Annotated in this window: 20 protein-coding genes; 13 read left to right on the top strand and 7 right to left on the bottom strand. The window is 58.0% G+C overall.

The window, feature by feature from the left end; genetic code table 11:
- Positions 1-3: 3 nt before the first annotated feature.
- A complete protein-coding gene (mnhG, locus tag L6762_RS11245) occupies positions 4-360 on the top strand; it encodes a monovalent cation/H(+) antiporter subunit G (protein WP_237187350.1) in 357 nt (118 codons plus the stop codon).
- A 124-nt stretch (positions 361-484) separates the two neighbouring features.
- Here the strand turns inward: mnhG and L6762_RS11250 are convergent, their stop codons facing one another.
- The gene (locus L6762_RS11250; protein WP_237236522.1) at positions 485-1,966 is read right to left on the bottom strand and encodes a peptide MFS transporter; all 1,482 of its coding nucleotides are present in this window, start codon (positions 1,964-1,966) and stop codon (positions 485-487) included.
- A gap of 179 nt (positions 1,967-2,145) precedes the next feature.
- Between L6762_RS11250 and L6762_RS11255 the strand changes: the two genes are divergently transcribed.
- The 7 genes from L6762_RS11255 to fbaA all read left to right on the top strand — a co-directional run bounded on the left by L6762_RS11255 (position 2,146) and on the right by fbaA (position 10,377).
- Positions 2,146-2,475 carry a rhodanese-like domain-containing protein gene (locus tag L6762_RS11255; RefSeq protein ID WP_237187352.1) on the top strand — a complete coding sequence of 110 codons (330 nt, stop codon included), beginning with the start codon at positions 2,146-2,148 and terminating at the stop codon, positions 2,473-2,475.
- Positions 2,476-2,725: 250 nt separating this feature from the next.
- Positions 2,726-4,147, top strand: coding sequence for an anthranilate synthase component I family protein (locus tag L6762_RS11260; RefSeq protein WP_237187353.1), 1,422 nt, complete (start codon positions 2,726-2,728; stop codon positions 4,145-4,147).
- 83 nt (positions 4,148-4,230) lie between these two features.
- The gene (pyrE, locus tag L6762_RS11265; protein WP_237187354.1) at positions 4,231-4,812 is read left to right on the top strand and encodes an orotate phosphoribosyltransferase; all 582 of its coding nucleotides are present in this window, start codon (positions 4,231-4,233) and stop codon (positions 4,810-4,812) included.
- On the top strand, positions 4,813-5,469 hold the full coding sequence (locus tag L6762_RS11270) for a TrmH family RNA methyltransferase (RefSeq protein WP_237187356.1): 657 nt from the start codon (positions 4,813-4,815) through the stop codon (positions 5,467-5,469).
- A 242-nt stretch (positions 5,470-5,711) separates the two neighbouring features.
- Entirely contained in the window at positions 5,712-7,172 is a 1,461-nt protein-coding gene (locus L6762_RS11275; RefSeq protein WP_237187357.1) for an MFS transporter, read from the top strand.
- Positions 7,173-7,334: 162 nt separating this feature from the next.
- Complete coding sequence (locus L6762_RS11280) at positions 7,335-8,945, top strand: SLC13 family permease (RefSeq protein WP_237187358.1); 1,611 nt, start codon at positions 7,335-7,337, stop codon at positions 8,943-8,945.
- A gap of 406 nt (positions 8,946-9,351) precedes the next feature.
- On the top strand, positions 9,352-10,377 hold the full coding sequence (gene fbaA, locus L6762_RS11285; protein WP_135012224.1) for a class II fructose-bisphosphate aldolase: 1,026 nt from the start codon (positions 9,352-9,354) through the stop codon (positions 10,375-10,377).
- A 182-nt stretch (positions 10,378-10,559) separates the two neighbouring features.
- Here the strand turns inward: fbaA and gltS are convergent, their stop codons facing one another.
- Positions 10,560-11,783 carry a sodium/glutamate symporter gene (gene gltS / locus L6762_RS11290; RefSeq protein WP_237187359.1) on the bottom strand — a complete coding sequence of 408 codons (1,224 nt, stop codon included), beginning with the start codon at positions 11,781-11,783 and terminating at the stop codon, positions 10,560-10,562.
- Between the two features lie 315 nt (positions 11,784-12,098).
- Between gltS and L6762_RS11295 the strand changes: the two genes are divergently transcribed.
- The 4 genes from L6762_RS11295 to ald all read left to right on the top strand — a co-directional run bounded on the left by L6762_RS11295 (position 12,099) and on the right by ald (position 16,184).
- A complete protein-coding gene (locus tag L6762_RS11295) occupies positions 12,099-13,310 on the top strand; it encodes a Fic family protein (protein WP_237187360.1) in 1,212 nt (403 codons plus the stop codon).
- A gap of 41 nt (positions 13,311-13,351) precedes the next feature.
- The gene (locus tag L6762_RS11300) at positions 13,352-13,768 is read left to right on the top strand and encodes a DUF3151 domain-containing protein (RefSeq protein WP_237187361.1); all 417 of its coding nucleotides are present in this window, start codon (positions 13,352-13,354) and stop codon (positions 13,766-13,768) included.
- A gap of 180 nt (positions 13,769-13,948) precedes the next feature.
- Positions 13,949-14,920: an Abi family protein gene (locus L6762_RS11305; RefSeq protein WP_237187362.1), complete on the top strand. Its 972-nt coding sequence runs from the start codon at positions 13,949-13,951 to the stop codon at positions 14,918-14,920.
- A gap of 175 nt (positions 14,921-15,095) precedes the next feature.
- Positions 15,096-16,184: an alanine dehydrogenase gene (gene ald, locus L6762_RS11310; RefSeq protein ID WP_237187364.1), complete on the top strand. Its 1,089-nt coding sequence runs from the start codon at positions 15,096-15,098 to the stop codon at positions 16,182-16,184.
- A 92-nt stretch (positions 16,185-16,276) separates the two neighbouring features.
- Here the strand turns inward: ald and L6762_RS11315 are convergent, their stop codons facing one another.
- The 5 genes from L6762_RS11315 to dcm all read right to left on the bottom strand — a co-directional run bounded on the left by L6762_RS11315 (position 16,277) and on the right by dcm (position 20,854).
- Positions 16,277-16,684, bottom strand: a complete 408-nt coding sequence (locus L6762_RS11315; protein ID WP_237187365.1) for a hypothetical protein — start codon at positions 16,682-16,684, stop codon at positions 16,277-16,279.
- Positions 16,681-17,100, bottom strand: coding sequence for a hypothetical protein (locus L6762_RS11320; protein WP_237187366.1), 420 nt, complete (start codon positions 17,098-17,100; stop codon positions 16,681-16,683). Before L6762_RS11320 ends, L6762_RS11315 begins: the two co-directional genes overlap by 4 nt.
- Before the next feature lie 433 nt (positions 17,101-17,533).
- Positions 17,534-18,508: a hypothetical protein gene (locus tag L6762_RS11325; RefSeq protein WP_237187367.1), complete on the bottom strand. Its 975-nt coding sequence runs from the start codon at positions 18,506-18,508 to the stop codon at positions 17,534-17,536.
- Positions 18,509-19,189: a DUF6318 family protein gene (locus L6762_RS11330; RefSeq protein ID WP_237187368.1), complete on the bottom strand. Its 681-nt coding sequence runs from the start codon at positions 19,187-19,189 to the stop codon at positions 18,509-18,511. It lies immediately after the preceding gene.
- Positions 19,190-19,528: 339 nt separating this feature from the next.
- Positions 19,529-20,854 (bottom strand): DNA (cytosine-5-)-methyltransferase, encoded by a 1,326-nt coding sequence (gene dcm / locus L6762_RS11335; protein ID WP_237187369.1) that lies wholly within the window; start codon positions 20,852-20,854, stop codon positions 19,529-19,531.
- A gap of 131 nt (positions 20,855-20,985) precedes the next feature.
- On the opposite strand from dcm, the gene L6762_RS11340 reads away from it, so the two are divergent.
- Positions 20,986-21,450, top strand: coding sequence for a MutH/Sau3AI family endonuclease (locus tag L6762_RS11340; protein WP_237187370.1), 465 nt, complete (start codon positions 20,986-20,988; stop codon positions 21,448-21,450).
- Positions 21,451-21,557 lie beyond the last annotated feature (107 nt).

The raw sequence follows: 21,557 nt of genomic DNA on the forward strand, positions 1-21,557 counted from the left end.
ACCATGAATCTCGATACCGTTTTTGATGCCCTAACCATCATCTGCATGATTCTGGGTGCCCTCATGTCGCTGGGTGCCGCTATCGGTCTGGTACGTTTCCCTGACCTGCTCACCCGCCTGCATTCGGGCACCAAGCCCCAGGTCTTCGGTATGATTCTCATGCTGCTGGCGGTGGCTTTCCACTTCCGCTCCCTGGAGCTGCTGCCGGTGCTCCTAGTGATTTTGCTGCTGCAGATGCTTACTATCCCCATCTCAGGGCACATGATGGGCCGCTCCGGCTACCGCAACAAGCACTTCCGCAAGGACGACCTGCGCCACGATGACCTGCGCGCCCTGGTCGACGAGGTGGAGGGGAACTAGGGGACTAGCCCACGGGCGTCCGCCTGCCCCTATTCCCGCAAGGGGACCAGAAAACCAAAAAAGGACCGCGAAATATGCGGTCCTTTTTTGGTTCTGCGGTCCCCTTGTGAGGAGTGAGAAGAAACTAGCGAATACCCGCCATCTTCTTCACAATCCAGCCGTTCAGTGCCCAGAGAGCCACACCGATACCGATGGTCACAACACCCAGCGTGGTGAAGTAGGCAACCTCGGTCTCGAGTGAGTAGAACCGACCCAGCCAGCCGGCCAGTACAGTGCCCAGGGAGATGGAGGTGAAATAGAGCGCTACCATAGCTACACGGTGCTTCTCGGGAGCTAGCTTGGTCGCTAGAGAAGACCCTACCGGTGAGATAGAGAGCTCGCCCATGGTGCAGATAAAGAGAATCAGCACAATCCACATGAAATTCACGTTGGTGTTGCCCGCCTGAGTTAGGAAGATGAGGAAGGCGATACCGATGAGAATAAGAGCGATAGCGAATTTGACCGGGGTCGTGGGCTGGCGATCACCGAGCTTAGTCCACATGGCCGTGAAAACAGCACCGAAGATGATGATGAACACCGGGTTGATGGAGTTCATGAACTCGGGAGTAAGCTGCAGACCCAAGATATTCCAGTTGATACGTGACTCTGAGTAGACTGCCAGCACGGTGAACTGCTGCTGGAAGAGGGCCCAGAAAGCTACGTTACCAATGAACATAGGAATGAAAGAGACCACGCGGGAGTGCTCTTCAGAAGTAGTGAGCTTGGAGGTCAGCAGGGTATAGAAAAGCAAAGCTGCGCACACAGCCACGGTGCACATAACCCAGGTAGCCAAGTTAGCAGGGTTGATGAGACCGGTGAAGACCAGAACGAGGATAACAGCAACAATAGCTACCGCTGCAAGGGAGTAGGTACGCTTCTCGCTGGCGGTTAGGGGCTGGGAGAGCTGGTGGACGGACGCCGGTAGGTTCTTACGGGTCAGCGAGTACTGGATGAGGCCAGCAGCCATACCCAGAGCAGCCAGGCCGAAGCCAACGTGGAAGCCGTAGTTTTCGCGCAGAATGCCGGTGAGCATGGGGCCGAGAAGGGCACCAATATTCACGCCGATGTAGAAGATTGTGAAGCCACCGTCTCGGCGGGGGTCGGTCTTGCTGTAGAGCGATCCGACGAGCACAGAAGCGTTGGTCTTAAGGCCGCCAGAGCCAATAGCAACTAGAACCAGACCTGCAATAACACCGGCAGCACCGGGCAGAATCGCCAGAGCGATATGACCTGCCATGATGGCCCAGGCTGAGTAGTAGAGGGTGCGCTCGGGGCCGAGCACACGGTCACCGAGGAAGCCGCCCACCACAGCCATAAGGTAGACCATGCCACCATAGGCACCCATAACGCCTGCTGCTGAGGCCTCACTGAGCAAGCCAAGACCACCACGGTCAGCCTCCCAGTAGAGGTAGTAGAGCATGATGACCTGCATGCCGTAGAAAGAGAAACGTTCCCAGAGTTCTACCGAGAAAAGGTTAGCTAGCATACGGGGGTGTCCAAAGAACCCCCGGTCGTTACTTGAGGTGTCTGCTGGGTTCGGCGGTGTCGCCGCAGGCAGAGTAGACATATCGACTCGCTTATATAGATAGGAAAACCGTGTGTGCACGGTATCTGTTCGGTAGGTAACGATACTCTAATCAGCTGGCTTAGTTAAACCCGTCAGTCACTTTTCTTTAGGTTTAGGCTGCGGGCTATTAGAGTTAGTGGCGACAGCACTTAGATATTTTTATCGTGAAGGAGACCCTTATGAACGACGATTTACGCCAGGTAACCGTTGATGAAATTCCCGCAGACGCCAAAATCCTTGACGTGCGTGAAGACTACGAGTGGGTAGAAGGCCACATCGAAGGCGCCCAGCACATCCCCCTAGGCGAGGTGCCCGAACGCTACGGCGAAGTTCCCCTCGACGAGGACGTCTACGTCATCTGCCGCGCCGGTGGCCGCTCCCTGCGCGCTGCAGCCTACCTCACCCAGTACGGCTTCGACGCCATCAACGTCATCGGCGGTATGGGTGCCTGGCAGGACGCCGAAAAGCCCATGGTCTCAGAAAATGGCGAAACCCCTCAGGTTCGCTAACTCGATGGCCGGTAGCTACGGTTTTACCTGTGCAAGCCACCCTTAACGCCAGCCCCGAGCCAGGCTTGCGCAGGTAAAACCTCCGCCCCGCCTCTTAAGCGCCAGCCCCGAGCCAGGCTTGCGCAGGTAAAACCTCCGCCCCGCCCGTTAAACGCCACCTCCGAGCCAGGCTTGCGTAGGTAAAACCTCCGCCCCGCCCCCAACACACCCGCGCAGGTAAAACCTTCGCCTGTCTCGTTACAATAAGTCGGTGACCTCTCTAACCTGTCGTGTCCTGAACTTTCCGGTAGAACCCGCCGCCGCCTTCCCCGTGCTGGCTGGTAGTCCTGCGTATGCTTTTTGGCTGGATTCAGCCCGCGACGAGTCGCCTATGTCCCGCTACTCCTACCTGGGGGCGCCCCTGGACGGGGGAGTGCTGCGCTATGCGCAGCCGGGGCAGGTTGATATGCTCGATACGAGCGGACGCCCGTACCAGGTTTATCGCGACAGTATTTGGCAGGTGCTCCCCGACTTCCTGGAATCCGCGCCCCGCCCCGAACTCGATGAGGGTCAGGACGTCCCGCCCGCCGACGTCCTACTGGGCGGCTATGTGGGGTTTATGGGCTATGAGGCCCACGCAGACCTAGAAGTCACCGCCTTCCACAGCGAACACCCCCAGCGGGTGGCCCGCACCCCCGACGCCCTCTGGATGCCTGCCACCCACTACCTAATCTACGAGCACGATAGCGGGAAAGCCTGGCTGGTTGGCCCCGCTGACTGGGTTGAAGAGACCACGCAAAAACTGCTTAAAACCAGCTCTTCACCTGAATCTATAGCCGGTCAAGAATATGCTTCGCGGGTAGTTTTACCCGACTTCCCCCTGCCCGATCGAACGGACTATCTAGCTGCTATTGCCGCAGCCCAGGCTGAGATCGCTGAGGGCAACAGCTACGAGGTGTGCCTGACGGCTGAGACCTCCCAGCAGCTGCCTACCCCACTGGGTGCCGATGAACTTCTGAGCCTCTATCTGGCCCAGCGGCAGGCTAACGCCGCCCCCTATGCCGCCTTCTTGCGGTGCGATGACTTCACGGTGCTCTCATCCTCGCCCGAGAAGTTCTTGACCGTCACCGCCGGCGGCCGCGCCGAAGCCAAGCCCATCAAAGGCACCGTGCCGCGGGGCGCGTCCGCTCATGAAGATGCCCAGGCCGCTGCCTGGCTTGCGAATGACCCCAAAACCCGGGCCGAAAACCTCATGATCGTGGACCTGCTCCGTAACGATCTTTCTCTGGTCTCCCACCCCGAGAGCGTGCGGGTGCCGGTGCTGATGGGGGTGGAGTCCTACTCGACTGTGCACCAGCTGGTCTCGACCATCGTCTCTCAACTGCGTCCGGGTATCACCGCCCTGGACGCGGTCGCCGCCTGCTTCCCCGGCGGCTCCATGACCGGGGCGCCAAAGGCCGCCACCATGGCCATTATCGACCGGCTTGAGGGGCGAGCCCGCGGGGTCTACTCCGGTGCCCTGGGCTACCTGGGGGCGGACGGCTCAGCCGCCCTCTCCATCGTCATCAGGACGCTGGTAGCCCACTCGGACGGTCTTATCACCCTGGCAGCGGGTGGGGCAATCGTCGCTGACTCCGACCCGGCCGCCGAATACGACGAGATGGTCACCAAGCTCAAGGCAGCTACCCCCTAAAAAGTGCAAGTGCCTGTCACTTTTCACGGGGCACTTGCACTTTTCGCGGGGTAAATATCTGCCGGTCTACTAGACTAAAAAGCATGACTAACCTCTCCACCACCCTCCCCATCGAAGAAGCCCGCGAACGTCTGCGCGAGCTCATCAGCGAACTGGCTGTCGTGCGCGGCAAGGTCACCCTGGCCTCCGGTAAGGAAGCCGACTACTACGTCGACCTGCGCCGCATCACCCTGCACCACGAGGCCTCCCGCCTGGTTGGCCAGGTCATGCTCGACCTGCTCGACTCAGCCGGAATCGAATTTGACGCCGCCGGCGGTCTGACCATGGGGGCTGACCCCGTCGGTCACGCTATCATGCGCACCGCTGGCGACCAGGGCCGCGCCATCGACACCTTCGTGGTGCGTAAGGCTCAGAAGTCCTACGGCATGGGCCGTCAGGTTGAGGGCCCCTCAGTGGAAGGACGCCGCGTGGTAGCTGTCGAGGACACCTCCACCACCGGCGGCTCCGCTCTCACCGCCGTTGAAGCCCTGCGTAAGGCTGGTGCTGAGGTGGTGGCTGTTGCCGTCATCGTTGACCGGGCTACCGGCGCCAAGGAGCACATTGAAGAGGTTGCAGGCGTGCCCTGCCTCTACGCCTACTCCAAGACCGACCTGGGCCTGGACTAAGTGGCAGACCTAGAAGCAACCGAGCCCGAAACCGAGAGCCCGGAGCGGGAAATCGGCGTCGGCCCCTGGGAAGGCGAATGGCCAGAAGGCGACCACTGGGACCCCGAGCTGCTGCGCGAGGGCGACCGCCGCAACGTCCTTGACCACTACCGCTACTGGACCATGGACGCCATCATCGCCGACCTCGACACCCGCCGCCACTCCTTCCACGTGGCCATCGAAAACTGGCAGCACGACCTCAACATCGGCACCGTGGTGCGCACCGCTAACGCCTTTCTGGCGAAAGAAGTGCACATTATCGGCAAGAAGCGCTGGAACCGACGCGGGGCTATGGTGACTGACCGCTACCAGCACGTGCGCCACCACCCTACCGTCGAAGACTTCGTGACCTGGGCGAAGGGTGAGGGGCTTGCCATCATCGGCATTGATATCTTCCCCGACTCCAAGCAGCTGGAAACCTATGACCTACCCAAGGACTGCGTCCTGGTCTTTGGTCAGGAGGGGCCCGGCCTGTCAGAGGAGATTCACGCGGCCGCCGAGGCAACCCTGTCTATCGAGCAGTACGGCTCCACCCGCTCCATGAACGCAGCAACCGCTGCCGGCATTGCCATGCATGCCTGGATCCGCCGTCACGAGTTCGGCCAGCGCGTCAGCTAGACCTGAGAGCGGACGCCCGCCCCGCCGGCGTCCGCCGAACTCGCCAGCTGCGGCGCCCACCGGCGTCCGCTGGCGCTGAGTGTCCATGAAAATCGCGGAGTGCCCACACGTTTCGTGGGCACTCCGCGATTCTCGTAAGCGCTTGCATTTCTGCAAAAACTTTCCCCCTGAAGTATTTTATTAATGTACTACCGGGTCTAGAATGGCTATGTACGCCAAAGACGAGAGCAAAGAGGTGCAGTATGAACACAAGGCCAGAGCCCGGTAACACCCAGGGAGCACCTGACGCCCAGTTGCCCGCCACCAGCAGCCCCCGTAAGCTCCTCACGGCCCTGCTCACCCCGCTCTTCATGGCCCTTATGGCCATCTCGGTCGTCAATGTCGCCCTCACCCCTATCGGGCACTCCCTCAACGCGGGGTCCAGCCAAACCCAGTGGGTCGTCTCCGGCTACGCCCTGGCTTTTGGCGTGCCCCTGGTTGCCGCCGGTCGTATCGGCGACGCCACCGGCCGCCGCCGCATGTTCATGATCGGGGTTTCCTTCTTCACCCTGGGCTCCTTGCTCAGTGCCGTCGCACCCACCATCGAAATCCTTATCGCCGCCCGCGTGCTCCAGGGCCTTGGTGCGGGCTTCTTCAACCCCCAAACCACCGGCATCATCCAGGCCAACTTCACCGGCCAAGCCCGCGCCCGCGCCTACGGCATGTTCGGCACCGTGGTGGCGCTCGCCGTCATTGTGGGCCCGGTGCTCGGTGGCTTCCTCATACAAATCTTCGGCGATGCCCTCGGCTGGCGCATGATGTTCCTGGTCAACGTGCCCATCGGTCTAGCCGGGCTCCTGCTGGCCCGCCTCTGGGTACCCAACGACCGGGCGTCCGCGCCCTCGCGCGGAACCCGCCTCGACCTTGACCCCGTGGGCATGGCAACCCTTGCCCTAGCTATTTTCGCGGTTCTCTTCCCCTTCGTGGAACGCAGCGGCAATCTGTTGGTCTGGGTCACCCTGCCGGCCGGCCTAGCCCTGCTGGCCTTCTTCATCGCTTGGGAGAAGCGCTACAAGAAGGCAGGGCGCCCGCCCATGCTCGACATTGATTTGGTGACAAAGCCGGCTTTCCGCAACGGCATTATGATTGTGACCCTCTACTTCTTGGGCAATACCAGCGTCTGGTTGGTGATTCCCATTTACGTACAGAACCACCTGGGTCAAAGTGCGCTGACCGCCGCCCTCATTACGATTCCCTCGTCCCTGCTGTCTGCTTTTGCTGCTCCCTGGGCAGGACGCCGCGTGCTGGCTATGGGCCGCCGCATGGTGATGCTGGGGTTCGGGCTGTCGCTCACTTCGATCCTTGCCACCATGCTTACCGTCACCCCGGTTGAGCAGGGACTGCTGCCGGTCTGGGCTCTGGCGGTGCCCCTGATCTTGATTGGTGCCGGTGGTGGTCTGGTGATTTCTCCCAACCAGACCCTCACACTGGCGTCCGTTCCGCCCGCTATTAGCGGTGTGGCCGGCGGCGTGCTGTCCCTGGGTCAGCGTATGGGCGCGGCAATCGGTACAGCTATCATTCCCTCGATTCTCTACGGGCTAGTTGAATCGGGTGCCCACTGGAACGTGGGGCTGATTGCCTCCTTCGGGGCTATCGTGCTCACCCTCTCGCTCGGTCTGACCTTCACTATCGCTGACCATCGCCGCGAACTGCGCGAAGGGTAGACCGGACGGGGCAGGGGTAACACTTGCCTTCCACCCGCTTCATAAAAGTGCTTATCAGGTACAGTAAAAACATTCCCTGTACGCACATTCCGCCTAGGTAAGCTGTTTCTTTCTGAGGGCAGTTACCTACGGCATCAGCACACACAATGAAGTGAGGTTGAGATGGACAAGCCCCACATCACGGGTGACCACCTGCAAAAATACAGTGCAGCTCCCACCCAGGCCATCGACCAGATTCACCGCTCGCGCGGCTCCCAGGCACCCGAGGTCGAAGCCGGTGAACGCAAGAAGCGTCTCATAGGTCTCTTCGGCGGCCTGCTTGCAGCCGCCCTTATCTACATCATCATGCCCGGTGAGGTACCCGATGCTGCGCGCCTGACCGCAGCCACCGCCGTCCTCATGGGGGCCTGGTGGATGACCGAGGCTCTACCCATTCCTGCCACCGCCCTGCTGCCGCTGGTGATTTTCCCGGTCTTCAACAGCGACGTGAAAATCAACGACATCGGCGCTAGCTACGGCAACAACATCATCTTCCTCTTCATGGGCGGCTTCCTGCTCGCCCTGGCCATGCAGCGCTGGAACCTGCACCGCCGCATTGCCCTGCTGACCCTCAAGGTCATGGGCACCAAGCCTTCCATGATGGTCGCGGGCTTCATGGTAGCCACCGGCTTTCTCTCTATGTGGGTGTCGAACACCGCTACCGCCGTCATGATGATTCCCATCGGCGTCTCCGTGCTCATGCTCATCGCCCAGGCCAGCGGTACCACCGACATTAAAATTGAGGACGGCGCTTCCCCCGACGATCAGGCCGTCAAGGACGCTGTGATTAAGTCCGACTTTGGCACCGCCCTCATGCTGGGTATCGCTTACGCCGCCTCCATCGGTTCCCTGGGCACCCTGATCGGTACCCCGCCCAACACCCTGCTGGCCGGGTACATGGCAGATACCCACGACGTTCACATCGGCTTTGGCCAGTGGATGCTGGTGGGCGTGCCCCTGTCTGTAGTGGTTCTTTTCGTCTGCTGGTTCCTGCTGACCAAGGTACTCTTCAAGCCAGAAATCAAGGAGATCCCCGGCGGTAAGAAGCTTATCGCCAATGAATACGCCAAGCTCGGTGCCATGAGCTCGGGCGAACTACGCGTACTGATTATCTTTATCGCAGCAGCTCTGGCCTGGATTTTCGTCCCCATCATCTGGTCCGAATCCCCACCCATTACCGACGCCGGTATTGCCGTAGCTGTTGGTCTGCTGCTCTTTGCCCTGCCCGCCGGTGGCACCGCCAACAAGGGTGTGCGCCTCATTGACTGGGAAACCGCAACCAAGCTGCCTTGGGGCGTGCTGCTGCTCTTCGGTGGCGGTCTAGCGCTCTCTGGTCAGTTCACTAGCTCCGGCCTCACCCAGTGGATCGGCGACTCCGTCGGCGCCCTCGGCGCCCTGCCCATCCTCGTCATCGTGCTGCTGGTGACCACCGGCGTCATCTTCCTCACCGAACTCACCAGTAACACCGCCACCGCAGCCACCTTCCTACCCGTCGCCGGCGGCATCGCCATGGGCATGGGCTACGACCCCATGCTGCTCGCCATCCCCGTCGCCCTCGCCGCCACCTGCGCCTTCATGCTCCCCGTAGCGACCCCGCCCAACGCCATCGCCTACGGCTCGGGCTACGTCACCATCGGGCAGATGGTCAAGGGCGGCCTCTGGCTCAACCTCTTCTCCATCGTGGCAATCACCGCAGTGACCATGACCCTGGCCATGTGGATCTTCGCGCTGTAGGCCGTATTCAAAAGGTTTGGCAGGCTCGCGCTGGCTGCGACCCTCTCGCCTGGTTCGCTTCGCTCACATGGGCGATTCACGCCAGCCGCCGAGCCAGCAGCTGCGCTGCGACCCTGCCTCACTCACCTTTTGAATACTCCTCACTAAACCCATAAAAACCCAACACCCTAACACCGGTAACCACCAAAAGCCGGTGTTAGGGTGCTTAAGACCCCCAGAAATACATGGTTTTCTGTGGGTTTATGTCCGAAATTAGTGTGGGAAACCTACCCTTTCCCGCCGTGCCCTTGGTAAACTGAAAAGCAGGCAGGCGCTCGCCCCGCGCGTCCTCACAAGGCACCGGGTGCAGCACCAACTCACACCAGGCCACCAACCGGGTGGCCCCACCGACAACCAAGGAGTCAGCATGCCTATTGCAACCCCTGAAGTCTACGCAGAAATGCTCGAAAACGCCCGCGCCAAGGGCTTTGCGTACCCCGCAGTAAACGTCACCTCTTCACAGACCCTGAACGCTGCTATCCGCGGCTTCGCAGAAGCAGGCTCAGACGGCATCATCCAGGCCTCCACCGGTGGCGCCGCCTACTGGTCAGGCCCCAACAAGAAGAACATGGTTGTCGGCTCCCTCGCCTTCGCTGCCTACGCACGCGAAGTTGCTAAGCAGTACGACGTCAATATCGCCCTGCACACCGACCACTGCCCCCAGGACAAGCTTGATGACTTCGTGCTGCCCCTGCTCGCAGAATCAGAGAAGGCTGTAGCCCGCGGCGAAGACCCCATCTTCAACTCCCACATGTGGGACGGCTCCGCTATCTCCCTCGAAGAGAACCTCAAGATCGCTCAGGAACTGATCGAGCGTACCTCCAAGAACCACCAGGTTCTCGAGGTCGAAATCGGCGCTGTTGGCGGCGAAGAAGACGGCGTTGAAGGCGCTATCGACGACTCCCTCTACACCACTGTTGAGGATGCCATCAAGACCGTTGAGGCCATCGGCCTGGGCGAAAAGGGCACCTACATGGCAGCCCTGACCTTCGGTAACGTCCACGGCGTTTACAAGCCCGGTAACGTTCACCTGCGCCCCGAACTGCTCAAGGAAATCCAGACCGAGGTTGGTGCCAAGTACGGCAAGGGCGAAAAGCCCTTCTTCCTGGTCTTCCACGGCGGCTCAGGCTCCACCGAGCAGGAAATCGCAGACGCAGTTTCCTACGGTGTTATCAAGATGAACATCGACACCGACACCCAGTACGCCTACACCCGCCCCGTTGTGGACCACATGTTCCGCAACTACGACGGTGTGCTCAAGGTTGACGGCGAGGTCGGCAACAAGAAGACCTACGACCCCCGCGTATGGGGTGCAGCTGCTGAAGCTGGTATGGCTGCTCGCGTTGTTGAGGCTGCTCAGCAGCTCGGCTCCGCTGGTACTTCCGGCAAGTAAGCCCTGTAGCTAGGTCCGTTAGCCTAGAACAAAGGCGCCGGACGCTCCCGCTTGTGCGGGTGCGTCCGGCGCCTTTGTGTTGTGGTGGTGAATGTGCCGCGAAGTGCCATAGGTGGGGGATAGGTCGGCACCTATGGCATTTCGCGGCACAGTCGCGCGGAGGGGGCGGACGTCCGCCCCGGCTAGACGATGGACAGGAAGGTCATGATGTTCACCAGGTTGGTGAAGTCGATGAACATGCCGCCCACGATGGGCAGGATAAAGAAGGCCAGCTTGGAGGCCTTGTACTTGGTGACCAGGGATGCCATGTTGGCGATGCCGTTGGGGGTTGCGCCCATGCCGAAGCCGCAGTGGCCGGCGGTGAGGATAGCTGCGTCGTAGTCTGCGCCCATGGCACGGAAGGTAACGAAGTTAGCCCATACCCACATGAGGACGACCTGGGCTAGCAGGAGCACGATGAGCGGGATAGCCAGCTCGGCCAGCTGCCAGAGCTGAATGTTCATGAGGGCCATAGCCAGGAAGACGTTGAGGCCGATGTTGCCCAGTACCTCAACCTCCTGCTCGGGGACGAGCTCGTGGTATTCCTTGGAGTTGCGGCGGTCGCTGATGTAGCGCAGGGCGATGGCGATGATCATGGGGCCCATGTAGCTGGGGAAGGCGGCGCGGTCGGTGAGCTGGCCAACCAGGTAGTTGAGGGCCTCGGTGAGGTAGCTACCGATGAACATGGCGACCAGGATCATGATGAAGCCGTGTAGGATGCTGTCGGTGTTGAGCTTGCGCGGGCGCACGGTCAGCAGGGCGGTGTTGATGTTGACCTGGTGGGAGGGTTCCTTCTCGAGCAGGTTGTGCTTGATGATCAGGCGGTTGGCGACGGGGCCACCCATGAGTGAGCCGGCGATGAGGCCGAAGGTTGCGGCGGTGTAGGCGACGGTTTCTGCACCGGTGACGCCGGAAGCCTCAACGAGCGGGGCGATACCGCCGGAGACGCCGTGGCCACCGGTCATGGGGGTGGAGCCGGTCATCAGGGCCAGGGCAGGGTCAACATTGACGACGGGCGCCAGCAGGACGGCCACGATGTTCTGGGCGATACAGAGACCTGTTGCTACCAGCAGGAAGAGACCGACCTTAGAACCGGCTGACTTGAGCACCTTGAGCGAGGCTCCATAGCCCACCGAGGTGAAGAAGATGACCATGAAGAAGCTCTGTAGGGTGGTGTCGAACTTGATGGTCAGTACCCCGGTCTGGTTGAGTACCAGGTTGACCAGGGAGAAGAGGAAGCCGCCGATGACGGGCGAGGGGATAGCGAAGCGCTGGAAGAAGTAGAAGCGGTTCTTAATCCACATACCGAGCAGCAGCAGCATCACTGCCCAGCCGGCGGACTGAACCATGGTGAGTTCAAGCGTCATAGGAGTCTCTCTGTATCTATGTGATCGTGTGTGTTTTCCACTTCGTCGGTGAAGTTGACCTCTCACACTATACGGGACACCTCGGTGTGGTGCGGCTGGGTTTTCGTCACAGCGGGGTGCGCGGACGCCTGCCGTCGGCAGGCCTGGGAGTAGCTGGTGGGCGGGACTAGGCTTAAATACAAAAAAGGGTGTTTTTGGGAGTTAGGGGCGCTTGGTTATGGTGCTATCTCCCAAAATGGGGTGTTTTTGGGAGATAGGGTGGCATAGGATTACCTGTAACTACCAAAAAGATGAGATTTTGGGAGATAAGGGAGCATGAAAAAATACCGGAGCCTCAAATCCATTTTTCACCAGTTCGACCGGCAGACCGCTGAAAGGTACGCGCAAGACCGCCGCGAGATGGGCTACGAAACTGGCTTTATGGTGGGCGAGCACCGCCTGTTCTATGCTGTGACCCCTCAGCTTCTTCTTCTGCAGGAACAGATTCTGCTGAATGAGGGAACGCTTGAAGAACTAGCAGCTAGCCTTCCTGCGACTGCCCGGGCGAGTTATCTTTATGAACTCATTACTCAGGAAATCTCAGCGACGAACGAGATTGAGGGGGTGCGGTCCACTCGGCAGGAGATACAAGAGGCCCTCGACGCTGAACCTTCTGACAATAAAAAGTTTAGAGAGATAGCCCGTCTCTACGTGGAGCTCTCACAGGGCAAAGTGAATGTGCCGCGCTCTTTAGAAGAGATACGAGCAACCTACGACCGTCTCTTCGGCGCAGAGATTGCTGATGAGGATCGGCCTGATGGCAGGCTTTTTAGGGCTGGTCCTGTCTATGTGCATGATGGCGCAGGTGCAATCATTCATGCCGGTGCCCGAGGCGAAGAGGCCCTCGAACAGCAGCTGCAGGCTATGTTGGACCATCTTGAGAGTGCTGATGTTCCTTTTCTTCTGTCGCGGGCTGTTTCTCACTTTATGTTTGAGGCGGCCCACCCCTTCTATGACGGTAATGGGCGGTTTGGGCGTTTTCTGTTGAGCGCCCAGCTGCAAGAGGTGCTCTCGACCTACACGGTGCTTACGCTCTCACGCGTTGTGAACCAGAAAAAAGAGGAGTACCACAGGGCCTTTAGCGATGTTGAAGAGCCCCTTAACTACGGTGAGGTTACCTCTTTTGCCTATGTCATTCTAGGTTTTATTTATGCTGCCCAACGTGAGCTTCTGCATGATTTTGGGCAGAAGAGAGAGCTGATAGAGTCACTGCGGGAACGGGTTGATGGTCTCAAAGACGGTAGTTTTGAACTGGCGTCTGGTGCATGTGAAGTGCTTCTCATCGTAGGGCAGACCTACCTTTTGAGCGGTGGCCGCGGGCTTTCCTGGGATGAGCTGACCCAGATGTTAGAAAAGTCGCGCAACACAGTTAGGGCCTACCTAGAGGAACTAGAGCAGCAAAAACTCATTGAGCGCACCTCGTCCCGTCCCCTGCGTGTGCGGTTGAGCGAGGCCGGTAAGGCCCTGCTTTTCCCCGAGCACGCGTAGACTTTTTGTAGTTACAAGAATTTGAGTTGAATGGAGTAACCATGTCACTTGCCGGTAAGAACCTGCTGGACGGCCCCGCCCCCACCTTCCTGCCCGAAGAGCCCGAGCTGACCGCCCGCGTCCGCGCCGGTGAGGCTCCCGCTGATCTTGCGCAGGCCTTCCCCAAGTCGTCGCTAGCCTGGGCCCTGCTGGCCGAAGATACCCTGAAGGCTGGCAAGACCCTTGAGGCTTACGCCTACGCTCGCGTGGGTTACCACCGCGGCCTGGATGCCCTGCGCGGCAATGGCTGGCGCGGGCACGGCCCGATTCCGGTCAGCCACGAGCCGAACCGGGGCTTCTTGAAGGCCCTGCTGATTCTGGGCCAGACCGCCGCCGCCATTGGTGAGGCGGACGAGGCTGAGCGTATCGAGAAGTTCCTGAACGACTCCGACCCGGCTGCCGCCGCCGAGCTGGCCTAGGTTGTATCTAGGTTCTCCGGTAGCTCTAGATGTTGAGCAGATTACCTTGAGCAGGCTCAACACTCGAACAAAAATCGGGTAGACTATAGAGCAACATTCATCCCCGTTGCGTACGGTCCTTTGTGACTGGCTGATCCGTTAGTCGTGTACGCTACGGGGATTTTTCTATAAAATTTAGACATGATTCTGCCTTCAGACCTGGCGTCAAAACACCCTCCGCAACGTACCAAACCATGGCTTGATATAGACCAACAGGTAGCCAAACTAGAGATGCGTGGGTTGCCTTTAGACGATTCGCAGCGGGTTCTTTTGGCTAGCTTCCTTGCACACCAGAACTATTACCGTTTCAGTGGTTACTTTAAGCAGTTTATGGAACCTGGTCAGGCTGATAAGTTCAAGCCGGGAACAACTCTCGAACAGCTTCTAACGGTCTACTCGCTTGATAATCAGGTGCGGCTACTGGTTTTTCGTGGTGTGCAGGTAATTGAACCAATTATTAGAACACGGGTAGCTTTTCGCCTGGCTGAAGGACCAGAAAACGGACCTACCCGTTATCTTTTGAGAAGCGCCTACGAGCCGTCTCGCCCAAGTAATCTGCCGCCTCGTGGAATGCCTCTGGCTGATTGGCAGGCTAAACACGCGGGTCTTACTCGTAGCCGTGAATCTTTGATGAGAAGTATTGAAGACACCTTGAGTCGCGAGGAACTGTATCTTCAGCACTTTGTGAATCAGGGGCAGCAGGTTCCTTTGTGGGCAATGGTAGAGGCAATGTCTCTCGGGGATCTCTCAAAAATGGTGAGCACCTGGAAAGATACTAACCAGATACAGCGTCTGATGGAGGACCTAGGGTTTACACGAGCTGAGGAACTACGTCGAGCTATTGGTAACGTGAATTTCTTTCGGAACCTAGCTGCTCACCATAACCGGTTGTGGGGTAGGCGTCTTACTCGTCCTGTTGCAAAGTCACCGTGGAGGGGCGCAACAGGTTTAGAGTATTCAGGGTTACCGGTGGAAGCTCCCGTTCACATTCTGCGTCTGTTGTCTGATTGGGTGGACCATATTCAGGGAAACCAGACGTACTCAACTGAGCTATGGCAGCTTATCGGTAGCGATGCAACGTACGAAGAAGGAATGCTTTTCCCGTCTCTATAGATACCTTCAAATCTCAGCCCCAGCTGCCGCCGCCGAGCTGGCCTAGCCCCTGACCGCCCCGGATTTTCTTGGAAATATAAAGGAAATTTGGGGCGGTTTGTCTTCGTTCAACAAAAGGGCGTAGGCTGATTAACGCAACATTTTTCAACGACGAAAATGAATGGGAGACCCCCTCATGCGCATTGGCGTACCCCGCGAAATCAAGCCCCAGGAACAGCGCGTTGGCCTCACCCCCGACGGCGTGCTGGCTCTTGTTCAGGCTGGCCACGAAGTACTGATTGAGAAGGACGCCGGGCTCGGCGCAGGCTTTTCCAACGAGGAATACGAGAAGGCCGGGGCTACCCTGGTCAGCCAGGAAGAGGCCTGGACTAAGGCAGAACTGCTCGTCAAGGTCAAAGAGCCAATTGAATCCGAGTACAAGTACCTGCGCGAGGATCTGACCCTTTTCACCTACCTGCATCTGGCTGCCGATAAGCCCCTGACCGAGGCTCTACTGGCTGCGAAGACCCGCGGTATTGCGTACGAGACTGTGCGTAACGGCCGCGCCCTGCCCCTGCTGCTCCCCATGAGTGAGGTTGCGGGCCGTCTGGCTGCTCAGGCTGCAACCCAGTACACCATGGCTACCGAGGGTGGCCAGGGCATACTGCTGGGTGGCGTGCCCGGTGTTGCCCCCGGCCGTGTGGTGGTTCTGGGTGGCGGTAATGTGGGTACCCACGCCGCTAAGCTGGCGGTGGGCGCTGGCGCTGAGGTTACTATTCTTGAGGGGTACGGCCCCCGCGTGCGTGAACTGTCTGACCTGTTTGGCTCCACCGCGCGCGTGCTGAACTCCACTCCCGCGAATATTGAGCGTGAAATCGCTGAGGCCGATGTGATTATCGGTTCGATTCTGGTGCCTGGCGCTAAGGCTCCTAAGGTTGTGCGCCGTGAGCACCTGAAGACCATGAAGCCCGGCACCCTGCTGATTGATGTCGCGATTGATCAGGGCGGCTGCTTCGAGACCTCCCGCCCCACCACCTATGCTGACCCGATTTTTGAGGTGGACGGCATCCGTCACTACTGCGTTGCTAACATGCCCGGCGCCGTGCCCCGCACTTCGACTATCGCCCTGACCGACGCTACTTTGCCGTACGTGCTGAAGCTGGCTGCTGGCGTGGATGAGGCCCTGGCGAACAACCCCGACCTGGCTCTGGGCCTGAACACCGATGCTGGCAAGATTACTTTTGCCGGCGTTGCTGAGGCCTTCCCTGAGCTGCCTGCCGCCTAGGTTTTAGAGGTAGCTTAAGGGTGCGGACGCCCGCCTCACCTTCCTGCCCTGCGGCAGGGGAGTGGGGCGGGCGTCCTTTGTATATTTCCGGGCTACTTGCTGTGCTTGCCCGTATATGGTGGGCGCACCGGCAGGAGCCTGCGCGCCAAGAGGTAGAGCATGTACGCTAGCGCGGCGTTGAGGGACGCTGTGCCCCACACTGTGAGCGCAAGTGATTCCGGTAGCAGGGTGTAGAAGAGGAAGGTTCCTAGCATGGTGCCTGCCAGGCCGAGAAGGAGAATCCCAGCCGCATGCCAGGCGTGCTTGCCCTGCCAGGGAAAACGAGCCATTTCAAGGCCGACTCCGCCGAGGAAGATAGAGACTAAGCCCAGCCAGTTGCTGTCGGCGTATATGCCCCAGGCTATAGACCCATAGCCTAGGCCAATGACCAGAGCGGCTGCGGGAGAAGCCCCGATCATGATGGGGTCTTGGCTTGGTTCGTGTGCCGGGGTGTTTGTCATTCCTGCTCCTGGCTGAGGGGATGGTAGCCGGGGGTGACAAAGCGGTGGAAGATGAAGGTGGTGACTGCCAGGAGGGGGAGGCGCCAGGTGGCGCTGGCGGGGTCGTCCAGGCCGGGGAAGAGCAGGGCGAAGACGGCCACGACAAAGACCGTCTGGGAGGCGTAAGCGTAGCTTGCGGGGAGGGTTCGTTTCGCTGAGGATACGGGGCGGTTGGCGTAGATACCGAAAGCTACGCAGCAGAAGACGAGAACCATGGTGAGCAGGTGGGCCTGGAAGATGAGGCTGGCTGCGAGAGCCGTCGTGAGGGCGGTGATGGTGAGGGCTTGTGGCCAGCTGCTGCCGATGCGCTCCTCGTGGGTGTAGGACGCGGACGCCTGCTGCACGGCCGGGCGGGACTGGGTGGTCTGTTCGGTCATGGGAATCTCCTCCTTGAGATTTCTACCATTGTAGAACTGTGGGCTCTAGTCAGGCTAGGGCTGCCTGTTATTTTTCGTTGGGTATGGCGGTAACCTCCTTGTTGTCTGCCTACTCCACCCAATTATATCATTGCTTACTATTTGGGAGGATAGAGAAAAGGTCGCAACCTTTTGGTTGCGACCTTTTCTCATACACACACATTTCTTTCGCACCTATCCCCTAGGGGAGGAGCTTCAGAGGTTACACACATTTCTCTGAAAGAGGTGACTCATCGTCACGGTGAGATTCTCAGTCTCTTGAGGTTGCGAGGTTTTCTCTCCTCGTCCTCATGTCTTTAACTATGGCACCCTAACCTTTGAACTCAATTCGGGGAACCTGTGCGAAACCTAAGAAAATACTTTTCTTGTGAAGTTTCTTGGGTGAGGGGCTGAGTTAGCCGCTGGTGCAGCCCCAGGCGTCCGCACCTGTAGCGCAGTCCTCGGCAACCAGGCCAACCTGTGTGCGCCAGACTCGCACCAGCTGCGGGTCGCTGGTACGGCTAACTGTACCGTCGATGACCTGCCAGGGCCCGCCGTCGACGGAGTATTCGCCGCGGTAGGTGGTGGTCAGGGCGAAGTAGTAGTCGCCGGGGTCTGTGTAGCGGTGGGAGGTGTCGGTGGGCTGGTCCCAGACGTCCGCGCCGAGCTGGTAGCCGGGATAGGTAATTGGCCCGAGAGTGGCGCCGTCCCCGTAGTCGAAGGTGTAGGAGATGGGGGTTGCACGAAGTACGACGTTTTGGCCGTTGATGGTGCGCGTGAATTCTTGGGGGTTGGGGTCGGCCCAGAAGTTGGTGTTGTAGTTTTTGAGGGTGTGGGGCGCGCGTTCTTGGTGGGGTGTGGCGGCTGCGATGGGGAAGGTGTCGAAGTCGTGGGTGGTGAGCGTGACGCGGACGGTGCGTAGTACGGTTTGCCCGTTTTCTTCGGCGAGTTCTAGGCCTGCAGCTTCGAGTTCTGCTGGGGTGAGGGGGACGCAGCCGATGGGGCCTTGGGGAGTGTTGTAGGGGGTGTCTGCACCGTCGGCCCAGTCGGCTGGGACGAGGGAGAGGACGCCCACGCCCCCGTTGCTTGCTAGGCAGTAGGTTCCCGGGGAGGGCGCGCCTCCTACTTGGAGGGCTGCGCGGTTGGGGCCTCGGGGCTTATCGAAGTAGATAAGCTGGACGGCCGCAGCTACTTCAGACTGCGGAATTTCTTGGTGCTTTGTCTGGTGGCTATCATTACTTCCAACTTCACCCTCAATGAGGTGTTCTCGGATGGTATCTACTAGAAACTTATCTCCGTCTGATTTTCCTGAGGTTTCGGCATATGCCGGTGGTAACGCAAGATTTGTAGTGAGTAAAGCTAATGCAAGAATTTTCGTGGTTCGCTTCATTTAATTCACCACATCGGCGCTAATGATGGTCCACTTGCCGTTGGCGTATTGAAGCTTGATTTCTACGCCATCGTTAATTGCCTCGGAATTATCGTTATAGGTAGCCTCTCCGCCCAACCAAAATATTGAATCTTTGACTTCGAAATTTGCGGCTAGTGAGTATTGACCGTTTCCATGAGATACAAGCAGATTTTCGTTATGGTGGATGGTTCTGCCACCCCCGATTACCCAGCCTTCGTGTTCATACATCTGATCGAGTGCTGAATAAAAATTTTGTTCTTGTGTGAAAGACTTGTCAACCATTGAACTTACTTGTTCAACATCCCCAGTCTGTAATGCGTAGTTTCGCATGTCATTCCAGTAGTTGATGAATAGAAGCATGGCCTCGGTGCTTTCAACGTTCATGCCTTCTGGGGCAACCGGTTTGGGCACGTTTTGGGCGGGGCCGTGCTCGTCAGCAGCGCGGTATTCACCTTCAGGTGCTTTTGAACCACCTGAATAATTGGTCTCTTCTGCCTTGGCGGTTTCCTCAGCGGCGTTCGCTGTGCTTGATGCTACTGCGGAAGTCGTGCTGCTTGAATCTGGTTCGGGAACTGAGCCCGTTGCCTGCGCACTGCAACCTGTAAGAGCTAGTAGAGCGATAGCTGTTAGGGCAAGTTTGCGGGTGGAAGTGTGTTTCATAAGGGTCTCCTGGTGACATCTTTGTGACTAGGTCTTATGTGTGTTTATAGTGCTGGGTTTGTGCCATGGCAAGAGTTTCGGCCCGCTTGCCCGGTTTTTGACAGCAGATTACGCCGAAGAAGGGCAGTTATCCACAGGTTTTGCGTCTGACGTGGGCTAATAGGCCTACAGAGAAGGGCCTATGAAAGCATTTGAGCCGGTATGAAAGCAAGCGGGTCAGGGGGGAAGCTGAACCTGTTGTTCATCCTGTTTCTCTATCTAACAGTGCTCCAAAATATAGCGAGCAAAGCGCCCCTCACACGGTGGTGTGAGGGGCGCTTGTAGTAATTAGGGCATTGGCTAGAAAAGGGTATCGGAAGAACTATCTACCGTATTAGTGAGAGATGCATTCTCGCGCTCTAGCCCGTAGTGGCGGCGATTGATAGCCTTGCCAAGTGCGTTGGGGATACCCACGACTAATGCGTTACCCATGCAGAAAGCACGATGTCCATCAGTTAAGCCCGCATCAGTCCAGCCCTTGGGGAAACCCTGAATCTGATCTAGTTCATCAGGAATAAGACGGCGTAGGCGACCTGATTTCGTCTTCACAACATGTTTAAATCGTGAGGCACCTGCTCCGCCCTCGCCGGTCAAAATGGTGCGTGCCGGGCGGTCGAGGGGGTCGGGGAAGGACATACTACCTTCTGAGTAGGTGTACTTGAATCCACTAGCTTTATTAATGCGTTCTTCCTTTTTTCCACCCTTAAGGTATTCCCAGGCCTGGATTTTGCTAGGTTCAATAAAGAACTGGTCTGGCACTTCGGTTTCGTCGACCACGATATCGCCGAGAGTAAGACATTTGCCTGTGTACAGAGCTTCTGGCTTCGCGGTATAGATTTTACCGTGCTGCATTACGCCGGCATCTTGGAACCGTGAGGTTTTTGCACCTAGACCAAAGTTTTGAGTCACTTCAAAGGGGTCAATACTAATGCTGAAGTTATCTTCGCGAGTCAGGTTCTGGGTAATAGGGAAGGCCTCAGCAAAAACCCCTTCGGTGCGCAGGGTTGTTTCTAAATCCCATGATGTTTCGGTAAGTTCTGCGTAGATATATACACGTTTACGCTTCTGGGGGTGGCCATAGTCAGCTGCGTTAATAACGCGCCACTCAACGGAATACCCCAGCGAGTAGAAGCATGAAAGAATAATTGCGAAGTCACGACCACGCTGTTTCGAGGGTGATTTCAGTAGTCGGTCTACATTTTCGAGGACAACGTAGCGAGGCTTCTTCATCTCTAGCGCACGGTAGATATCCCACCAGAGTACGCCCTTTTTGCCTTCAATGCCGTGTGATTGAGATAAGGGCTTGGAGACAGAGTAGTCCTGGCAGGGGAAACCGCCAACGAGCATGTCTGCTTCTGGAATGGTGATTTCACCATTTTCAGCCATAGTGAGGGCCTTGTTGATGTCTTCGTTGAGGAAGTTTTCTTCACCAAAACGTGCAACATAGCAACGGGCAGCAAACTGCTTGGTGGGTGTTCCTGGGGGTTCCCACTGGTTAGCCCAGACTGTCTCAAAGCTGCCAGCTGAGGGCAGGGTAAACCCATCTTTGTTGTAGCCTTCGAAGCCCAGGCGGAAGCCGCCGACACCTGCAAAGAGCTCGATGATACGAATCGGCTGGTCTGCCACGGTTGAACCTTCCGCTTGGAACTGTAGGTCTTAAGAGTATAGATCAGAATAGGTGTTCTGATCAATTCTATGTGATAAGCATCTATAATTTAGGTGCTTTCTGCTTTCGTCGAGCGAAATGAGTTTAGAGAATGGCCAATGAATTCACCAGGGAGTCTTTGGAGTCCCTCCTAGATGCAGCTATGGGCAGGACGCTGGGGGAAGTTGACAGCAAGCGTCTTATTGATCGTTATGTGGAAAGCCGTCCTGACCGCGTGGTCAAGGGGATTCCTGGCGATGTCATCGAACAATCTGTCCTGGGCCTCCCCAAAGATTCTCTCCAGAAAGCTGACCTCTTGGTTGACGGGAATCCAACGGAGCTGAAGGTAACCGGGGTCTATAAACGTGGGGAAGGGACGAAAGCGGAGTACCACGCCAAGGAACGTCTTACGATAACTAACGTGAATTACTCTGGAGTCGTTCAGGAGAGTTTCATAGACTCCCATCTGTGGGAGAAGATTCAGAATATCTTGCTGGTGTACTACCAGTATGGTGACACCCGTGCGCTCTCGACTGAAGACTACAGAAAATTCCGATATGATATGTACTGGGTTTAGTTCCGACCCCGTACATTGGAAACAAACAAAAAAGAGCAAAGGAACTTCACCCATGCCCACCAAATACCCCCAAGAACTCAAAACAAGAGCCCTACGCCTACTGGCCG

The sequence above is a fragment of the Rothia nasimurium genome (genome assembly GCF_928381705.1).
Classification (GTDB): Bacteria; Actinomycetota; Actinomycetes; order Actinomycetales; family Micrococcaceae; genus Rothia; species Rothia nasimurium_G.